This is a genomic window from Amycolatopsis sp. NPDC003865 (assembly GCF_053605345.1).
Map to the genome: position 1 here is coordinate 23,495 of NZ_JBSGJA010000037.1, position 16,740 is coordinate 40,234.

14 protein-coding genes are annotated in these 16,740 nt (G+C 70.6%); 9 read left to right on the forward strand and 5 right to left on the reverse strand.

Annotated features, from left to right (window positions below; genetic code table 11):
• The first annotated feature begins 21 nt into the window (after positions 1-21).
• The 7 genes from ACWEVP_RS47665 (at position 22) to ACWEVP_RS47695 (ending at position 7,725) form a co-directional block, all read left to right on the forward strand.
• Positions 22-822 (forward strand): inositol monophosphatase family protein, encoded by an 801-nt coding sequence (locus tag ACWEVP_RS47665; protein ID WP_452069236.1) that lies wholly within the window; start codon positions 22-24, stop codon positions 820-822.
• A 140-nt stretch (positions 823-962) separates the two neighbouring features.
• On the forward strand, positions 963-2,444 hold the full coding sequence (locus ACWEVP_RS47670) for a protein kinase domain-containing protein (RefSeq protein ID WP_452069237.1): 1,482 nt from the start codon (positions 963-965) through the stop codon (positions 2,442-2,444).
• Between the two features lie 86 nt (positions 2,445-2,530).
• Entirely contained in the window at positions 2,531-3,589 is a 1,059-nt protein-coding gene (locus ACWEVP_RS47675; protein WP_452069285.1) for a glycosyltransferase, read from the forward strand.
• Between the two features lie 28 nt (positions 3,590-3,617).
• Positions 3,618-4,142 carry a DUF4231 domain-containing protein gene (locus tag ACWEVP_RS47680; RefSeq protein ID WP_452069238.1) on the forward strand — a complete coding sequence of 175 codons (525 nt, stop codon included), beginning with the start codon at positions 3,618-3,620 and terminating at the stop codon, positions 4,140-4,142.
• 38 nt (positions 4,143-4,180) lie between these two features.
• Positions 4,181-4,600 carry a sigma-70 family RNA polymerase sigma factor gene (locus ACWEVP_RS47685; protein ID WP_452069239.1) on the forward strand — a complete coding sequence of 140 codons (420 nt, stop codon included), beginning with the start codon at positions 4,181-4,183 and terminating at the stop codon, positions 4,598-4,600.
• The gene (locus ACWEVP_RS47690; protein WP_452069240.1) at positions 4,594-5,091 is read left to right on the forward strand and encodes a sigma factor-like helix-turn-helix DNA-binding protein; all 498 of its coding nucleotides are present in this window, start codon (positions 4,594-4,596) and stop codon (positions 5,089-5,091) included. Before ACWEVP_RS47685 ends, ACWEVP_RS47690 begins: the two co-directional genes overlap by 7 nt.
• Positions 5,092-5,442: 351 nt before the next feature.
• The gene (locus ACWEVP_RS47695) at positions 5,443-7,725 is read left to right on the forward strand and encodes an NACHT domain-containing protein (RefSeq protein WP_452069241.1); all 2,283 of its coding nucleotides are present in this window, start codon (positions 5,443-5,445) and stop codon (positions 7,723-7,725) included.
• On the opposite strand, the gene ACWEVP_RS47700 is transcribed toward ACWEVP_RS47695, so the two are convergent.
• Both ACWEVP_RS47700 and pdxR read right to left on the reverse strand, forming a co-directional pair.
• The gene (locus tag ACWEVP_RS47700) at positions 7,712-10,948 is read right to left on the reverse strand and encodes a GH92 family glycosyl hydrolase (protein ID WP_452069242.1); all 3,237 of its coding nucleotides are present in this window, start codon (positions 10,946-10,948) and stop codon (positions 7,712-7,714) included. The genes ACWEVP_RS47695 and ACWEVP_RS47700 overlap by 14 nt on opposite strands.
• Before the next feature lie 103 nt (positions 10,949-11,051).
• On the reverse strand, positions 11,052-12,368 hold the full coding sequence (gene pdxR / locus ACWEVP_RS47705) for a MocR-like pyridoxine biosynthesis transcription factor PdxR (RefSeq protein ID WP_452069243.1): 1,317 nt from the start codon (positions 12,366-12,368) through the stop codon (positions 11,052-11,054).
• A 47-nt stretch (positions 12,369-12,415) separates the two neighbouring features.
• On the opposite strand from pdxR, the gene ACWEVP_RS47710 reads away from it, so the two are divergent.
• Complete coding sequence (locus tag ACWEVP_RS47710) at positions 12,416-13,408, forward strand: aldo/keto reductase (protein WP_452069244.1); 993 nt, start codon at positions 12,416-12,418, stop codon at positions 13,406-13,408.
• Here ACWEVP_RS47710 and ACWEVP_RS47715 read toward each other — a convergent pair whose 3' ends face one another.
• Positions 13,409-14,029, reverse strand: a complete 621-nt coding sequence (locus ACWEVP_RS47715; RefSeq protein WP_452069245.1) for a response regulator — start codon at positions 14,027-14,029, stop codon at positions 13,409-13,411.
• A complete protein-coding gene (locus tag ACWEVP_RS47720) occupies positions 14,026-15,120 on the reverse strand; it encodes a sensor histidine kinase (protein WP_452069246.1) in 1,095 nt (364 codons plus the stop codon). Before ACWEVP_RS47720 ends, ACWEVP_RS47715 begins: the two co-directional genes overlap by 4 nt.
• 158 nt (positions 15,121-15,278) lie before the next feature.
• Between ACWEVP_RS47720 and ACWEVP_RS47725 the strand changes: the two genes are divergently transcribed.
• Positions 15,279-15,800: a GlcG/HbpS family heme-binding protein gene (locus tag ACWEVP_RS47725; protein ID WP_452069247.1), complete on the forward strand. Its 522-nt coding sequence runs from the start codon at positions 15,279-15,281 to the stop codon at positions 15,798-15,800.
• 105 nt (positions 15,801-15,905) lie between these two features.
• Here ACWEVP_RS47725 and ACWEVP_RS47730 read toward each other — a convergent pair whose 3' ends face one another.
• A complete protein-coding gene (locus ACWEVP_RS47730; RefSeq protein ID WP_452069248.1) occupies positions 15,906-16,736 on the reverse strand; it encodes a LysR family transcriptional regulator in 831 nt (276 codons plus the stop codon).
• Positions 16,737-16,740 lie beyond the last annotated feature (4 nt).

Sequence of the window (16,740 nt, forward strand, 5' to 3'; positions counted from 1 at the left end):
CCCTTCACTTAGGTTGGAGTCATGAGCGAGCATGCCGCACTACTCGACGTCGCGCGCGAAGCCGTGGCGAGGGCGACCGGGATCGTCCGGTCGCGTCCGAGTTTTTCCGTTTCCGCGAAGGGTGATCGCGACCTGGTGACCGACGTCGACACGGCGGTCGAGGACGCGCTGCGGGAGTTCCTCACCGCGGAGACGCCGGAGATCGGCGTCCTCGGCGAGGAGCGCGGCCGCAGCGGCGACGGCGGCGGCCGCTGGTGGGCGCTCGACCCGATCGACGGCACCGCGAACTTCGCGCGCGGGATTCCACTCTGCGGGATTTCCCTGGCCCTGGTGGACGGTGAGCACAGCACGGTCGCCGCGATCGCCCTGCCGTATCTCGACGTCACGTACACCGCTTCGCGCGGCGAAGGTGCTTTCGCGAACGGAGAGCGCGTTCACGCGTCCACCGCGACGGAGCTGCCGGACGCCATGATCGCCGTCGGCGACTTCGCGATCGGCCGGCTGGCGGAAGAGAAGAACGCGACCCGCCTGCGGCTGCTGTCGGACCTCGGCGCGCGGGCGCAGAAGATCCGGATGCTCGGCACCGCCGCCATCGACCTCGCCTGGGTGGCGGACGGAAAGCTCGACGCCGCACTGATCCTGTCCAACAACCCGTGGGACACCATGGCCGGCGTGCTGCTCGTGCGCGAGGCCGGCGGGGCCGTCGTAGACCGCGACGGCGGCGAGCACACGGTCGGTTCGTCGTCGACGATCGCCGTCGGTGCGGGGCTGCGCAAGGAGATCGTGGACGCACTTGATCGCGCGTACGGGGTTGTTCGTTAGGATTTGCGGGTACACGGTGGGCAGCGCCACAGCGCTCGAATGCGCTGCCCGTCCAAGGTTTTCGGCTACGTTGGTACCGGCCGGCGGATGATCCTGGCATGCTGGCCGGATCTCGTCGGCACACTTTTTGAGAATGGTGGATGCTCGTGGAAAGTCGCCGGATCCGCGATCGGTACCGGCTGCTGGAGCCGATCGGCGGCGGCGCGATGGGCACGGTGTGGCGGGCGCAGGACGAAATGCTCGACCGCACCGTGGCGATCAAGGAACTCCTGCTCCCGCACGACCACGACGAGAGCCGCACCGAAGAGGCGAAGAACCGCGCGATGCGCGAGGCGCGGATCGCCGCCCGGCTCCAGCATTCCCACGCGATCACCGTGTTCGCCGTCCTCGAAGAGGAGGACCGGCCGTGGTTGATCATGGAGTACCTGCCGTCCAAGAGTTTCGCCGTCGTCGTCGGCGAGGAGCCGGCTTCGGTGGACGACGCCGTCCGCGTCGGCGCGCAGATCAGCTCGGCGCTGGCCGGCGCGCACCGCGCCGGGATCGTGCACCGCGACGTGAAGCCGGCCAACATCCTGGTGTCCGAGGACGGCACGGCGAAGATCACCGACTTCGGGATCTCCCGCGCGATCGGGGACGTCAAGCTGACGGCCACCGGCGAGATCGCCGGCACGCCCGCGTACCTGGCGCCCGAGGTGGCCCGCGGCGAGGACGCGAGCTTCGCCGCCGACGTCTTCTCACTCGGCGCCACGCTGTACGCGGCGGTCGAGGGGAAGGGGCCGTACGGCACGGCGGACAACCCGATCGCCTTGCTCTACAAGGCCTCCAGCGGGGAGATCGAGCCGCCGGAGAAGGCGGGCAGGCTGACCCCGCTGCTGCTGCGGATGCTGGCGAGCGACCCGGCCGAGCGGCCGTCGATGGACGAGGTCGAGCGCGAGCTGCGGGCGCTGCTGCCGGACGCGGAGCCCGGCGAGTCGGTGCTCGCGGCGACGATCCCGGAGACGGAGGCAGCCCCGGTGTCGGCGGTGCCGACCGTGCCGGCCACGCTGGCCGTGCCGCCGTCCGGCGAGGTCGCCGCGGTGACGCCGGGCGCGCGCAAGGGCCTGATCGCCGTCGGGGCGGGCGCGGCGCTGCTGTGCGTCGCGGTCGTCGTCGCGATCCTGCTGGTCGTGCGGCAGAAGCCGCCGACGGACACCGCCGCCCCGCCCGCGTCGCAGGAGACGTCGACCTCGGCTTCCCCGGCACCTTCGACGACGCCGTCACCCGCGACCTCGACCTCGCAGACCCCGACCACCACGGCGCCGCCCACGTCACCGCCGGTTTCGCCGGTGTCGTCGACCAAGAGCGCAGCCCAGGCCCTGTCCGCCTACTACGCGTTGCTGCCGGGCAATCCGGCCGAGGCGTGGAAGCTGCTGACGGACAACTTCAAGGCGACGCGCCACCAGACCTACGAGCGGTATGTGAGCTGGTGGGGGCAGTTCAAGTCGGTGGACGCGACCAACGTGCGGGACGCCGGCCCCAACCGGGTCACCGCACGTGTCCTCTACAACGGCGGCCAGGCCGAGAACGACACCTTCACCATGGTCCAGGTGAACGGCGTTTGGATGATCGACGCGCAGAGTTGAACCGTTCAGCTCTCGGCCGCGTGTGACGAGTGAGCGTCCCGCCGTCGATCCACGCTGGAGGTTGAGCGATGAGGCCTGCCGACCCGATGGTGTTCATCCTCCCGGCCGCGCCGCCGTCGAGCGACACGTACGACAAGCGGATGTGCCAGAACCTGCCCGCCGTCGGCCAGCCCGTGCTGGAGCTGCCGATCGCCGGTGACTGGCCGGAGCCGGACGCGACGGCCCGGCGGCGGCTGGCCAGGTCACTGGCCGCGCTGCCGGACCGGACGGTGGTGTTGCTCGACGGCGTGATCGCCTCGGGCGTGCCCGAGATCGTCGTGCCGCACGCGCGGCGGCTGCGGCTGGCCGTGCTGGTGCACCAGGCCCTCGCCGACGAGCCCGGGCTGGACCCGGCGCACCGCGCCGAGCTGGACGCGTGCGAGCGCGAGACGCTGCGGATGGCCGGCATGGTCGTGGCGACCAGCCCGTGGCTGGCCCGGCTGCTGATCGACCGCCACGACCTCGACCCCGGCCGCGTCTACGTGGCCAAGCCCGGCACCGACGCGGCCCCGCTCGCCGCGGGCGCCGACGGTGTCTCCCGGCTGCTGTGCGTCGGCGACGTCACCCGCCGCAACGGTCAGGACCTGCTGGTCCAGGCCCTCGGCGAGGTCGACCACCTGGCGCTGTCCTGCGTCATGGCCGGCTCGCTCGAGGCCGACCCGGGGTACGTCGACGAGCTGGGCTGGTCGATCGAGCGGCTCGGCCTCGGCGGCCGGATCACCCTCGCCGGCGACGCGGTGGACCTCGGCGCGGCGTACAACGCGGCGGACCTGCTGGTGATCCCGGCGCGCGCGGCGACGTCGGGCATGTTCGTCGCGCAGGCGCTCGCCCGCGGCATCCCGGTGCTGGCCACCGAGGTCGGCGGGGTGTACGACGCGCTGGGCGTCGACGCCGACGGCGAGATGCCGGGGGTGCTGGTGGAGCCGAACGACCCGTACGCACTGGCCGACGCGCTGCACCGCTGGTACGCGGACCCGGAGCTGAGACGATCGCTGCGTACGGCGGCCCTGGGCCGGGGCAGCGCGCTGGAGGAGTGGGACGTCGCCGCGCGGCGGTTGACGGAGGCGTTGTCGAGGCTGGCGTCGGAGCCCCGCATCGTCGCCTGACCCTTGCCGCGGGTCCTAGCCTGACGCGATGGCGTCTCCCCTCGATTCCGAACGCGGGTTCCTCGAAGTCGCCGGGCGGGACCCGGACCGTCCGCTGCGCGACCAGCTCCTGGGGTTCCGCGACCTGGTCTCGGCGGACATGGACTGGGCCGACAGCCGCAAGCGCCGCTTCCGCCGCCGCGCGTCGATCGTGCGGGTGAGCGCGCTGCTGCTGACCGCGGCCTCGACCGTGGTGCTCGGGATCCAGGAGATCCCCGCCCGGGCGTCGATCGCGCTGCCGATGGTCGCGCTGGTCACCGTGCTCGGCGGGCTGGAGACGTTCTTCAACTGGCGGTCGCGCTGGGTGCTGATGGAGGAGACCCGCTACAACCTGAACCGGATCCGCGACGAGATGGACTACTATCTGGTCGGAACACCGACGGCCGAGCTGAGCCGGGACCGGTTGCAGGAGTTCTTCGACCGCCACCAGGTGACGTGGGCCGACGCGAGCCGCCAGTGGGTCGAGTTCCGCCGGCTGGACCGGCCGCCGCAGTCGCCGGAGATCCGGGCGTGACCGATTCCTTTTCGTCTCCTTCACCGGTCAGGACGGGTATGGACTTCGAGGTGTACCGGCGCGAGCTGCTGGCCCACTGCTACCGCATGCTCGGCACCCCCGACGAGGCCGAGGACGTCGTGCAGGAGACGTACCTGCGCGCCATCCGGGCGTACGACCGCTTCGAGGGCCGGGCGTCGGTGCGGTCGTGGCTCTACCGGATCGCGACGAACGCGTGCTTGACGGCGTTGGAGCAGCGCGGCCGCCGGCCGCTGCCTTCCGGGCTCGCCGGCTCCGGACCCGGACGCCCCGCCGGTCCCGGCCGAGCCGGGCGACCAGTGGCCGCGTCCGATCCCGGACGCGTTGATCACGCCGCCCTCAGCGGATCCGGCGGAGATCGCGGTGGCCCGCGACGGCGTCCGCCTCGCGTTGATCGCGGGGGCTGCAGCTGCTCCCACCGAGGCAGCGCGCGGTGCTGATCCTGCGCGAGGTGCTGGCGTTCCCGGCGGCCGAGGTCGCCGAGCTGCTGGGCACGTCCGTGGCGGCAGTGAAGAGCATGCTCCAACGGGCCCGCGCGACCCTCGATGCGGGCGGCTCCGCAGGTGAGGTCAGCGAGCTGACCGAGCCGGAGCAGATTTCGCTGCTGAACCGCTACATGAGCGCGTTCATGAACTCGGACTTGTCGGCATCGGAGCAGATCCTGCGCGACGACGCGGTGATCGAGCCGGTGCCATCGCGCTCGTGGTTCGCCGGGAAGAAGACTTGTGTCGCATTCTTGCGGCACGTAATGGGCGAGCCAGGCGAGTGGCACATGAAGCCGACCCGGGCGAACGGCCCGCCCGCGGCTTCGCTTTGGTACCGCGGCGAGCGGTTCGGGGTGGCGGTCCTGACGCTGGGCAAGGGCGGCATCGCGCGGATCACGGTGTTCGGCTTCCCCGACCTGGCGGAGCGGTTCGCCGGGACGGCTTGATGTTCAGCCCTGTTCGTCGGGTGTGATCTGCCCGGTACACCGATACCGGGTTGTCGGATTTCACACGTTGCCTTTGCTCGTCTCCACTCCACCGCCGATGGGCCGAGCCCAGCTGCGTGGCGGCTGCAGGAGTTCTTCGACCGCCACCAGGTGACGTGGGCTCACACCGACTGCCATTGGGGTCGAACTCCATGGGCTGGACTGGCCACCGCAGCCACCCGCGATCCGAGTCTGAGGTGGTGGCTGTGGCTGCCCGGTGGCTGATCGGTGTGATTCTGTTGCATAAGATGGCCGGCAGACGATCAAATCGCCATGAAGAACCGGTGGTGGCTCCTACTCGGCGGAGCCGTCGTGACAGCGGCGCTGGGCTGGTGGGTCATCCAGTTGTCCGTCCTGGGACCCGGCGAACGCAGCGACGCCAGCAGTTATGGTCAGTTCGTCCTCGCCGCAGTCGGGCTAGTGATCATCATCGGCGGCTGGGTGTGGAAGGTGTTCGCTCCGGTTCCGCAGGCGAGTCCCGACGAGCTCGGTGACCTGCTGGCGACAGCCATGCGCAATCAAGCGGACAAAACCGCGATCGAACGCAGGCTGATCCAGCCCGCTCCGCTCCCGGTTCGCTGGCGGCGCGCCACCGGTCCGGTCGCGGGACCGGTATCCGCGCTCAGCGCGACTCGGACCGGCTCGGTCTTCGATCCGCTGCCAGGCCTGACGCGGGTCACGGCCGCCCGGCTCCGGGAAGGCTCGAGCGAGAAGCTGCACTCCTTGTATGGGGGGTTGCCGTCCGGCCGCCTGATGATCATCGGCGGACCCGGCACTGGTAAGAGTTCGATCGCTGTGCTTCTCCAGCTGGAGGCGTTGCGCTTCCGCGAGCAAGCGGGCTCCGAACAACGACGGCTGATACCCGTTCCCGTCTTGGTGACGTTCCGCGGCTGGAACCCGGTGAGTACGCCGCTGGAAGACTGGCTCGCCACCAAGTTGGCCGAGACCCCGCTCTTCGCCGGACGCGACGGGATGCGCAACGCGCGCGGCCTGCTGGCCGCGCGCCGCGTTTCGTTCATCCTCGACGGGCTCGACGAGATCCCCGCGGGGCTTCGTCCGTTAGCGCTGCAAGCCTTGAGCGAGCAGGCCACTCTTCGTGTCGTGGTGCTCGCGAGGGATGCCGAACTTGCCGCCTCAGTGCAAGGATGGGGGTTGACCGGATCCGCCGTGATCCAGTTGGAGCCGTTGTCGCCGACCGCGGTGTCCGAGTACCTGCTGCGGCCTTTCATCAGGCCGATTCCGTCGGGATGGGAAGCGCTCGCGGACGTTGTCGTCAGTGATCCGTCGGCTCCGGTGGCTGAAGCTCTGGCGGCGCCATTGTGGGTCAGTCTGGTCCACGATGTCTACGCACCCGACGGCCAAGTCGGCGAGCTGCTCGACCGAAGCCGTTTCCCGACTGCCGACGCGATCACGGCTCATTTGCTGGATCAAGCGGTTTCGGCTGCTTACCGGCCGCGCCCCGGACAAACTCAACCCCGGTACTCGGCTGACTCCGCCTACCAGACACTCGCCTACATCGCCCATCGGCTCAACCAGGCCGATACGCGTGATTTTGCTTGGTGGGAAGTCTCTCGCTGGGTTCCGGGAATTGCTCGTGTGGCGATGAATGCCGTCTTCGGTGCGGTGGTCGGTGTTGCGTTACTTGCGTTATGGCTGCTCGCGAACTTCAAAGTTGGTGTTCTGGGCCTGGGTCTGGTTTTCGGAATAGCGGTGGGACTCGCCGTGGGTGTAATGGGTCCTGCGAAGCCGTCCAGGGTGAGAGTTTCCTTTTGGACGCTAGTTAGCTATCGTCCGTTTTCTGGAGGGATCTTCCTTGCTCTCGGTTTCGTCATAATGACGCTTGCCGGCAGATCTGCTGAAGACTACTCGATTGGATCATTGATAGGCGCAGGGGGGCTTATGGGAGTCCTGACTGCCACTGCCATAGAGGCTTTTCTGAAGTTCAAGGTGGCACTTGAGGCATCAAGTGGACGAGGGAGAATCAGGTTGGCACTGAAGAGTTTTTCCGATTCTCGCTCGTTGCGTTTCGGATTGACTTTCGGGCTAGTGTGTGGGCTGGCAGCGGGGCTCAGTATTGCTTTTGGATCTGTCGATGTTCGGGAGTTGGGTCCTTGGCCGGTATATGCCGCACTGTTCGCGCTGGTGCTGGGAGTATTTTCGGGTATTTCCTTTGGGATTGTGAACAGTATGCTCGAGCCTGGCCTCGGTGACACAGGTTATTCTGACCCTGTTCGGGAATGGCGAAATGAAGCGAAGCTTGGTGTCGGTTTTGGGTTGATCATGACTGTGCCGATGGGCGTTTTCGGGCTTTCCGGCCATGTCTGGACCGCTGTGATGATGGGGACGTCCTTGGGCCTGCTCAGTGGAATCTGTGTGCCGCAGACCGCAAATGTCTTTGTCTGTCAGGCCTATCTCTCTGCTCGTCATGATCTGCCGTTGCGGTTGATCCGCTTCCTAGAGGACGCCAGAGTTCGGCACATCCTCCGGACGGTGGGGCCGATCTACCAATTCAGGCATGCCACGTTGCAGGATCGGCTGGCGGAGCGGTTCGCCGGCGAACCGGCGAACCGCTCCGCCTCCGTCACGCCAGGGTGAGCGCGTAGATCTCCACCCGCGGGTCGTTCGGCAGGCTCACCGACTGCAGCGTCTTGGCGGAGTCCAACGCCGCCGAGATGCCGAACAGCCGGACCGGGGGCCCGTCGACGCCGCTGCCCGCCTTGATGCGGTGCGGCATGTCGAGCACCACCGAGGAGCCCGACCCCGCCCAGTCGGCGAACGTCACCGCGAGGTCGGCGCTGGTGCCGTCCGTGTAGTGCGCCGTCAGCGTCGTCGACACCGGCCCGTTGTGCGAAGAACCGACCACCTTCAAAGCCGTGCGCTGTCCCGCCGGCAGCAGCAACGACTGCCCGCGGGCTTCCACGAAGTTGAGCGAAGTCCCCGAAGCGTCCGGAGCCGCGTACGTGACGCCGTCCCAGGCAACCGGGCCGGCCGCGGGCAGGAGCGAAGCGTCGTAGCTCCAACCGCCGCCGTCGAAGTTGCCCTCCGTGGACGCCGCCACCGTCGCCGTCCCGTCGTGGTTGTAGTCGCGGCCCAGGTCCACCGCGCACGACGTGCCCGCCACACACGCGGACGGCGTCCGGACCTCGACCGTGGCCGAACGGGACACGCTGTTCGCGCCCAGCCCGGACACCTTCACCTGCACCGGATACGTGCCCAAGGCGGTCCCGGCGGGCACCGTCACCGTGATCGGCACGGTCTTCTGCGCCGGCAACCGCCCCGACCAGATCACGTCGATCGGCTGGACCCGCACCTTCCAGCCCGCCGGCGCGGTCGCGGAAACCGTCACCGGCTGCAGGCCCGGGTTCTGCGCCAGCACGTCCAGGTCGAGGTGCACCTGCTGGGCCGCCCCCGCCGGGATCACGACGGACGTCTGCCGCAGCGACGCGTCGACGTGGCGCCGCAGGTCACCGGCGGCCTTGTTCACCGACGGCGGCTCGGACCCGACACCCCACGAAGACGGCTTGGACCCGAGCTTGTGCGAAAGCACGCCGCCGTGTGCGACAGCGGACCAGTCGAGCGACGTTTCCCGGACGTTCCGGCCGTTCAGCGAAACGCTCTGGACGTACCGGTTCGCGTCGGACGCACCCGGTGCGGTCACGGTCAGCGTGCCGCCCTGCGACCGGCCGTACTGTCCGATCCGGACGGTCGCCGACTCGAACTGCGGGCTCGACAGCGCCAGGAAGTTCGCGCCGCTCATCGTCGGGTACAGCCCGAGCGACGAGAAGACGTACCAGGCCGACATCGTGCCGAGGTCGTCGTTGCCGGTCATGCCGTCCGGGCCGGTGGTGAACAGCGTCATCGCCGCGCGGACGACGGTCGCGGTCTTGGCCGGCGCGCCCGCCCACAGGTACAGGTACGGCGCGAGCAGGTCGGGCTCGTTGTTCGGGTTGTAGGTCGCCTTGCCGTAGTAGTCGTACGGGCTCGAGATCCAGTCGTTGCGCGCGGTGCCCGCCGGGTCCTTCAAGAGGTTGCCGTAGGCGAAGAAGGAGTCGAGCCGTTTCTCCGTCGCGGGCTTGCCGCCCATCAGTGAGACGAGGCCGGCCGGGTCCTGCGGGACGAGCCACTGGTACTGGTAGGCGCCGCCCTCGTGGAACTGGTGGTCGGCGTCGACCGGGTTGTACGGCGTGAGGAACGTGCCCTCGGTCGTGCGCGGGCGGAACTGCTGAATCGAGGAGTCCCAGAGGTTCTTGTACCACTGGCCGCGGTCGGCGAACATCCGCGCGTCGGCCTGGTGGCCCAGACCACGGGCCATCAGCGCCAGCGCCGCGTCGGCCGCCGAGTACTCCATGGTCGCCGAGGCCGGGTGCTCGCAGTCGTTGTCGCCGCCCTTGGCCGCGCAGTCCTTGCCGAGTTCGAGGCCGCTCGGGATGTACCCGCGCTCGTTGTAGTAGTTGACACCGGAGCGGCCGTTGTACGGCGAGTCGGCGGGTGGCGTGCTCGTCGCGTTCTTCTTGAGCAGCGCGTACGCCTCTTCTTCGTGCCCGGCGAGCAGGCCCTTCGACCACGCCTCGACGAGGAACGGCGTCACCGGGTCGCCGGTCATGATGTTGGTTTCGCTCTCGGCCAGCGCCCAGCGCGGCAACCACCCGCCGTCACGCCCGATGGCGACGACCGACAGGGCGACGTCCCGCGCGACCTGCGGTTCGAGCAGTTCGAGCAGCTGGTTCTGCGGCCGGTAGGTGTCCCACAGCGAGAAGTTCTGGTACGGCGTGTAGCCGCTCGCGGTGTGCACCTTGCCGTCGAAGCCGGTGTACGCGCCGTCGGTGTCGCCGGCCAGGTTCGGGTGCAGCTGCGCGTGGTAGAGCGCGGTGTAGAACGCGGTCTGGCGCTCGGTCGTGCCGCCGCCGATCTTGATCGCGCCCAGCTTGTCCACCCACTGCTGGTGCAGCGCCGCCCGCGTCGCGTCGAAATCGTAGTCCTTCGTCTCCGCGGCGAGGTTCTTCCGCGCGCCGTCGAGCCCGGTGTAGGACAGGCCCACCTTGAGCACGACGTCGTGGTCGGTGGTCGCGTCGAAGCTGGCCCACGCGCCGTTGCCGCCGGTGCCCGCGGCGTCGCGGCTGCCCGGGGTGCGCGTGGAGTCGCGCCAGGTGCCGAACGAGCTGAACGGCCGGTCGAAGGTCGCCGTGAAGTAGACGGTGTGCTCGTCGTGCCCGGCGCAGAACCCGCCCGCGCGAACTCGCCCTTCGAGGGTGCGGTCGCCGACGACGTGGATCTCGGAGTCCTTGACGGACTGGTTGGCCTGACCGGTGTTGAACAGGACGTTCGCCTGCCCGGTCGAGGGGAAGGTGTAGCGCTGCCAGCCGGTGCGCGCGGTCGCCGTCAGCTCCGCGTCCACGCCGTACTTCTTGAGCCCGACGCGGTAGTAGCCGGGCTCGGCGTGCTCGTCGTCGTGGCTGTACTCGGACCTGTAGGCGTTCTTGTCAACGTTGTCGACGGCGCCGGTCGTCGGCATGATCGGCAGCTCGCCCATGACGCCGCAGCCGACGCCGGACAGGTGCGTCTGGCTGAAGCCGTAGATCGCGTTCTGCAGGTAGTCGTAGCCGCCCTGACCACCGGTGTCCGGGCTGACCTGCACCATGCCGAAGGGCGCGCTCGCGCCGGGGAACGTGTTGCCGAAGTTCTGCGTGCCGACGAACGGGTTGACCAAGCCGACCGGATCGACCGGCGCGGGCGCGGCCTGGGCGACGACGGGCGCCAGGCCGGCGACCACCACCCCCGCGGCCACCGCGGCGGCCAGCCGTCTGCTCTGCGACCACATGGGCGCACCTCCCAGAGGGTGACAACGTTGTCAGAAACGGACCTTTGGTCAGGCCCGCGGTTCGGACAGCAGCTTTCCACCTCGATGGGCGTTTGAGAAGACCTCAACCGACAGCTTCGCGCAGTAACCGGGCAGCGGGCTCGACAGCGTTGTCAGCGAGGTTGCCGTAGCCGAGCACCAGCGCGGGTTCGCCCGGCGCGACGCGGTAGTCGTCGAGATCGGCCACCTTCACGCCCTTCGCCCGCGCTGCTCGCACGACGGCCGCCGCGTCCCGCTCGAGGTGCAGGACGAGGTGCAGCCCGGCCGCGGCACCCGACAGCCGGGCCGGTCCCAGTGCGGCGACGAGCCGGTCGCGCCGCGCGCGGTACCGCAGCCGCGCGGCCCGCAGGTGCCGGTCGTAGCCGCCGCTTTCGACGAAGCCGGCGAGCGCCAGCTGGTCCAGCACCGGCGGCGCGTACCCCGTGATGGTCCACTGTGGAGGGAGCGCGACCCAGCCGAGGCCGAGTGCCGGGCTGAGCGTCTTGCTGACCGACCCGAAGAGCGCGACGCGCCCCGGGTCGGTGCCCTGGACGGTGCCGACCGGCCGCCGGTCGTACCGGAACTCGGCGTCGTAGTCGTCCTCCAGGACCAGCCCGTCGACGTCCCGCGCCCAGCCGAGGAGGCCGGCTCGCCGTCGCGGCGAAAGGACGGTGCCGGTGGGGAACTGGTGCGCCGGCGTGACGAGCACGGCCCGTGTCCCGCGCGGGATCCGGCCGACGTCGATGCCTTCGGCGTCGACCGGCACCGGGTCGATCGCCATCCCGGTCGCCGCGGCGGCGCGGTGCAGCCGCGTCCAGCCGGGGTCCTCGACGGCCAGCCGCGTGACCCCCTTCGCCCGCAGGGCCCGGCAGACCCGGGTCACGCCGTCGGTGACGCCACCGCAGACCACGACGTCGTCCACCTCGGCGCCGCGGACCCGCCGCAGGTAGCCGGCGAGGGTCGCGCGCAGCCGCGGGTGACCGGCCGGATCGGGCAGGCCGAAGTCGGTGTGCGGCACGGTCGTGAGCACCCCGCGAACGGCGTCGGACCACCGCTGCCGGGGGAAGTGCCGCAGGTCGGGCAGCCCGGGCGCGAGGTCGTGGCGCGGCTGCGGCCGCCGGGGGAGTGGCCTCGCCGCGACGGCGTCCCCGACCCGCCGGACCCGGGTGGCGGAACCGGTGCGCCCGTCGAGGTAGCCCTCGGCGACGAGCTGGGCGTAGGCCTGCGTGACGACCCACCGCGAGCACCCGAGGTCGGCGGCGAGCTGCCGGCTCGGCGGCACGGCCACCCCGTCTTCGAGCCCGCGGATCGCCTTGCGCAGGGCACGCGCGAGCTGCGCGTGTTTCGGTCCCGGCCCGCTCAGCTCCAGCAGGACGCCCCAATTGGTCTGCGATCCGGCCACGGGATTGGACTGTAGTACCGGACCGATTCGGCTTTACGTTCGTTGTCATGAAGAAGGTGGAACTGGGCCGGACCGGTCAGCACGTCAGCCAGGTGTCGCTGGGCTGCATGACGATGGGCACGTCGACCGGCGAACCGACGTCGGCCCGCATCCTGGACGCGTACCTCGACGCGGGCGGCGACTTCCTGGACACGGCGAACTGCTACGCGTGGTGGGCGCCGGACGCCGCCGGCGGCGAAAGCGAGTCCCTGCTCGGCAAGCTGTTGCGCGGCCGGCGTGACCGGGTCTTCCTGGCGACGAAGGTGTCGGCGGGCATCACGGACCTGCCGGCGGCCCGCGCGGCCCGGCACGCGGACGGCACGGTGGACTGGGACGCGGTGGAGCGCACGTTCGAGGGCGCGAGCGCCGCGGTGATCGAACGCGAAGCCGAGGCGAGCCTGCGCCGGCTGGGCACCGACCACATCGACCTGTACTACGTCCACGTCGACGACCGGCGCACCCCGCTCGAGGAGACACTGTCCGCTTTGGACGGACTGGTGCGGTCGGGCAAGGTGCGGTACGTCGGCTGGAGCAACGTCCGCACCTGGCGCCTGGAACGGATCCGCTCCCTGGCGCTGGCGAACGGCTGGGCGTCGCCGGTGGCGGTCCAGGTCCAGCACTCGTACCTGCGGCCCACCGGCGCCGACGTCCCGTCGATCGCGGGCGCCGAGCTGCTGGACTGGCTGTCCCTGCACCCGGACGTCTCGCTGGCGGCGTATTCCTCGCTGCTGCGCGGGATCTACGACGACGCGGCCTACCGGGAGTCCACTCCGGTCTGGCGCGCGTACGCCGGCCCCGATTCGGAAGCGCGGCTGGCCGCGGTGGCGAAGGTGGCTTCGGAGCTGGGCGCGTCCGGCAACCAGGTGGCGCTGGCGTGGCTGGTCCACAAGGGAGTGATCCCGCTGATCGGCCCGCGCACCTGGGAGCACTACGAGTCGATCGCGCCGGCGTTCACCCTGGAGCTTCCCGAGGCTCATGTGTCCCTTTTGGACAATGCCTGATCAGTCCAGCAGCCGCTGTTCCTTGGCCACGGCGACGGCTCCCGCCCGGGTGTCCACTTCGAGCTTGGCGTAGATCCGGCTCAGGTGGGTCTTGACCGTCGCCTCGCTGATGAACAGCGTCTTGGCGATCTCCTTGTTGCCCAGTCCCTGGGCGAGCCGGCGGAGGATGTCGCGTTCGCGGCCGGTGAGCGACGGCCGCGGCGCGCGCAGCTGCGCCATCATGCGGTCGGCGACCGGTGGCGACACCGCCGTGCGCCCGGCCGCGGCGGCCTCGATCGCCGCGTACAGCTCGGTGGCGGACCCGGCTTTCAGCAGGTAGCCGGTGGCCCCGGCGGCGATCGCGCGGCTGATGTCCGCGTCGGTGTCGTAGGTGGTCAGCACCAGGATCCGGGGCGCGCTGGGGGTGCTCCGGATCCGCCGCGTCGCCTCGATCCCGTCGATGCCGGCGCCGAGCTGGATGTCCATCAGCACGACGTCCGGGTGCAGGGCGGCGGCGGTCGCGACGGCTTCCTCCCCGCTCGCGCTCTCGCCGACGACGTCGATGCCGTCGGCGCCCGCCAGCAGCGCGCGCAGCCCGGCGCGCACGACGGCGTGGTCGTCGCAGACCAGAACCCTGATCACGAGGCGTCCTCCAGCGGGATCGCGGCCGAAACGACCGTGCCCTGGCCGGGCGCGGACTCGACGGTCAGCCTGCCACCGAGCTGCTGGGCGCGGACGCGCATGGCCGGCAGCCCGTGTCCGCGCTCGCCTTCGGCCGCCGTTTCCACGAATCCGCGGCCGTCGTCGGCGACGTCCAGCACGACCTGGTCGTCGAGGTAGGTGAGGGTGAGCACGACCTGGCCCGCGTCCGCGTGTTCGCGCGCGTTGGCCAGCGCGCCCTGGGCGATCCGGACCACAGTGGACTGGACACGGTCCGGCAGCGGCGGCTCGGCGCCGTCGATCCGGATTTCGACCGGCACCCCGGCCCGGGCGGCGACGGCCCGCAAGGCTTCTTCGAGCGTGGCGCCGGCGAGGTCGGCGGGCGCCAGGTCCTGGACGAGCCGCCGCGCTTCGGAAAGGTTGGCCGCGCCGACGCGCTCGGCGGCGCGGAGGTGTTCACGGGCCAGCTCGGGGCGGTCCCACGCCTGGTCGGCGGCCTGCAGGAGCATCGCTTGACTGGACAGGCCCTGCGCGAGCGCGTCGTGGATCTCCCGGGACACCCGGCCGCGTTCGGCGAGCACGCCGGCACGTCGTTCCGACTCGCGCAGCCGCTCGGCTTGCCGCCGCATGTAGGTGATCACCGCGGCGGTGACCACGGCGATCGCGACCGGCACGATGGTGAGGTTGGGGTCGAAGCCGTCGGCCAGCCGGTTCTGCGAAACGACCACCAGCGCCGTGACCACGGCGACCAGGGCGAGCGCTTGCCCGGTCGGCAGCGTGCGCAGGCCGGTGACCAGCAGCGGGATCGCCGACCACGCGAAGCTGGGGGCGAGCACCACCAGCACCACCCACAGCGCCAGGACCACGGTCAGCCAAGCCAGGTGCCGGTCGACGAGCAGGCCGGCGCCGTACGCGACGACCAGCGCCGCGGTGAACCCGATCACCCACGGCGCCAGGGGATTGCCGTCGTGGCGGGTGAGGAACCGGACGGCCGAGCCGAGCACCAGCAGGAAGAACGCGGAGTGCATGGCCGCGGCGAGCCACCGCGCGTCGGCGTCCTTCATGTCTCCCATGCTGGCTCCTTCCTCGTCCGGCACCAGCGTCGACCCGGCCCGGAGGCCGCGCATCAGCCGATCGGATGACCCCGGTGTCAGCCGGGACGCCGACCGGATCCACCCGGTGCCGGGCTGAAGCTGGAGTCGTCGAACCCCGTACTGACAAGGAGCACAGCATGAACCCGACCCGCATCCGCGTCGCCGCCGCCGTCGCCGGGCTCGCCGCCGTCGGTGGTGTTTCGTTCGCCGCGGTCCCGGCCACCGCCGCGCCCGCCCCGGCCGCGCCCAAGGGCGTCGTCGAGACGTCGCACCTGTCGATCGCGGCCGCTTCGAAGGCCGCGCAGGCCGCCTTGGACGCCGCCGGCAGGGCGGGCCAGCACGTGTCGGTCGCCGTGGTGGACCGCGACGGCAACACCGTCGTGACGCTGCGCGGCGACGGCGCCGGCCCGCAGTCCTACAGCTCGGCGCAGGAGAAGGCGTTCACGGCGGTGTCGTGGAACGCGAAGACGTCCGAACTGGTGGGCCGCCTGCAGCAGGCCCCGACGCTGAAGGACATCGACGGCACCCTGTTCCTGGCCGGCGCGGTCCCGGTCACGGCCGGTGGCGCCCCGATCGCCGCGGTGGGCGTCGCGGGTGCGCCGTCCGGGGCGCAGGACGAGGCGTTCGCCCAGGCCGGTGTGGACGCGCTCGGCAAGTAGCGTGTCCCCGGTGTTCAGCCACGTCCGCCCGTGGGGCCGGCGAGCGCAGCGACGTCGAGCGACCTGGGCTCGATCTCCGAGCCGTGGCGGACGGCCTGTCGGTGGTCAAGCGCCAGCGAGCAGCGCGGCGACGCTCGGCTTGTGTTCGTCGCGCCGCCGCCAGGTCATGGTGACGTCGGTGGTCGCGCCGGCCAGCGGGACGGCGACGGCGCCGGGGTGGGCGGCCATGGCGGGCACGATCCCGCACCCCATCCCGGCGGCGACGCACCGGCCGAGCGCGGCGAGGCTGCCGACCTCGGTGTCGATGACGGGTCCGTCGATCCGGTCCAGCATTTCCCGGAACCCGCAGCCCTTCGGCGTCGCCAGGAACCCGACACCGCGGAGGTCTTCCGGAACGATCTTCTCCTTGCCCGCCAACGGATGTCCGGGTGGGGCGATGACGACCAGCGGTTCCTCGCCGAGCGTCCGGCTGGCGAAGACGGGATCCTCCGGGGCGTCGCCGAAGGTGAAGCAAACGTCCATTTCGGACTCCCGGACCCCGCGGTACAGCTCGCCGCGGCCGCCCTCCTTCAGGGTCAGCCGGACGCGGGGCCACCGCGTCCGGTAGTCGCTGAGGATGCCGGGAACCCAGTGGGCACAAAGGGTTTCGAGCGCGCCGATGATCAGCGTCCCGTCCGGTTCGCCGCGTTCGCCGTCGACGGCGGCCCTGGCTTCCTCGACGAGTTCGAGCACCTGGTCGGCGTACCCGGACAACCGCTTCCCGGCGGCGGTGAGCGTCCGGTCGGTCCGGTCGAAGAGCTTGGCGCCGAGTTCGGCTTCGAGGGCTTGGAGCTGTTCGCTGACGCTGGACTGCGCGTAGTGCAGCTCGGCGGCGGCGTGGGTGAGGTTGAGCGTCCGCGCCACGACGCGGAAGGTGCGCAGGTGACGCAGTTCCATGAGG

Coding starts and splice junctions, on each gene's coding strand:
- ACWEVP_RS47670 (WP_452069237.1), top strand. CDS start 963: ATGCTCGTGGAAAGTCGCCGGATCCGCGATCGGTACCGGCTGCTGGAG.
- ACWEVP_RS47685 (WP_452069239.1), top strand. CDS start 4,181: ATGGACTTCGAGGTGTACCGGCGCGAGCTGCTGGCCCACTGCTACCGC.
- ACWEVP_RS47725 (WP_452069247.1), top strand. CDS start 15,279: ATGAACCCGACCCGCATCCGCGTCGCCGCCGCCGTCGCCGGGCTCGCC.
- ACWEVP_RS47730 (WP_452069248.1), bottom strand. CDS start 16,736: ATGGAACTGCGTCACCTGCGCACCTTCCGCGTCGTGGCGCGGACGCTC.
- ACWEVP_RS47680 (WP_452069238.1), top strand. CDS start 3,618: ATGGCGTCTCCCCTCGATTCCGAACGCGGGTTCCTCGAAGTCGCCGGG.
- ACWEVP_RS47720 (WP_452069246.1), bottom strand. CDS start 15,120: ATGGGAGACATGAAGGACGCCGACGCGCGGTGGCTCGCCGCGGCCATG.
- ACWEVP_RS47675 (WP_452069285.1), top strand. CDS start 2,531: ATGGTGTTCATCCTCCCGGCCGCGCCGCCGTCGAGCGACACGTACGAC.
- ACWEVP_RS47700 (WP_452069242.1), bottom strand. CDS start 10,948: ATGTGGTCGCAGAGCAGACGGCTGGCCGCCGCGGTGGCCGCGGGGGTG.
- ACWEVP_RS47665 (WP_452069236.1), top strand. CDS start 22: ATGAGCGAGCATGCCGCACTACTCGACGTCGCGCGCGAAGCCGTGGCG.
- ACWEVP_RS47710 (WP_452069244.1), top strand. CDS start 12,416: ATGAAGAAGGTGGAACTGGGCCGGACCGGTCAGCACGTCAGCCAGGTG.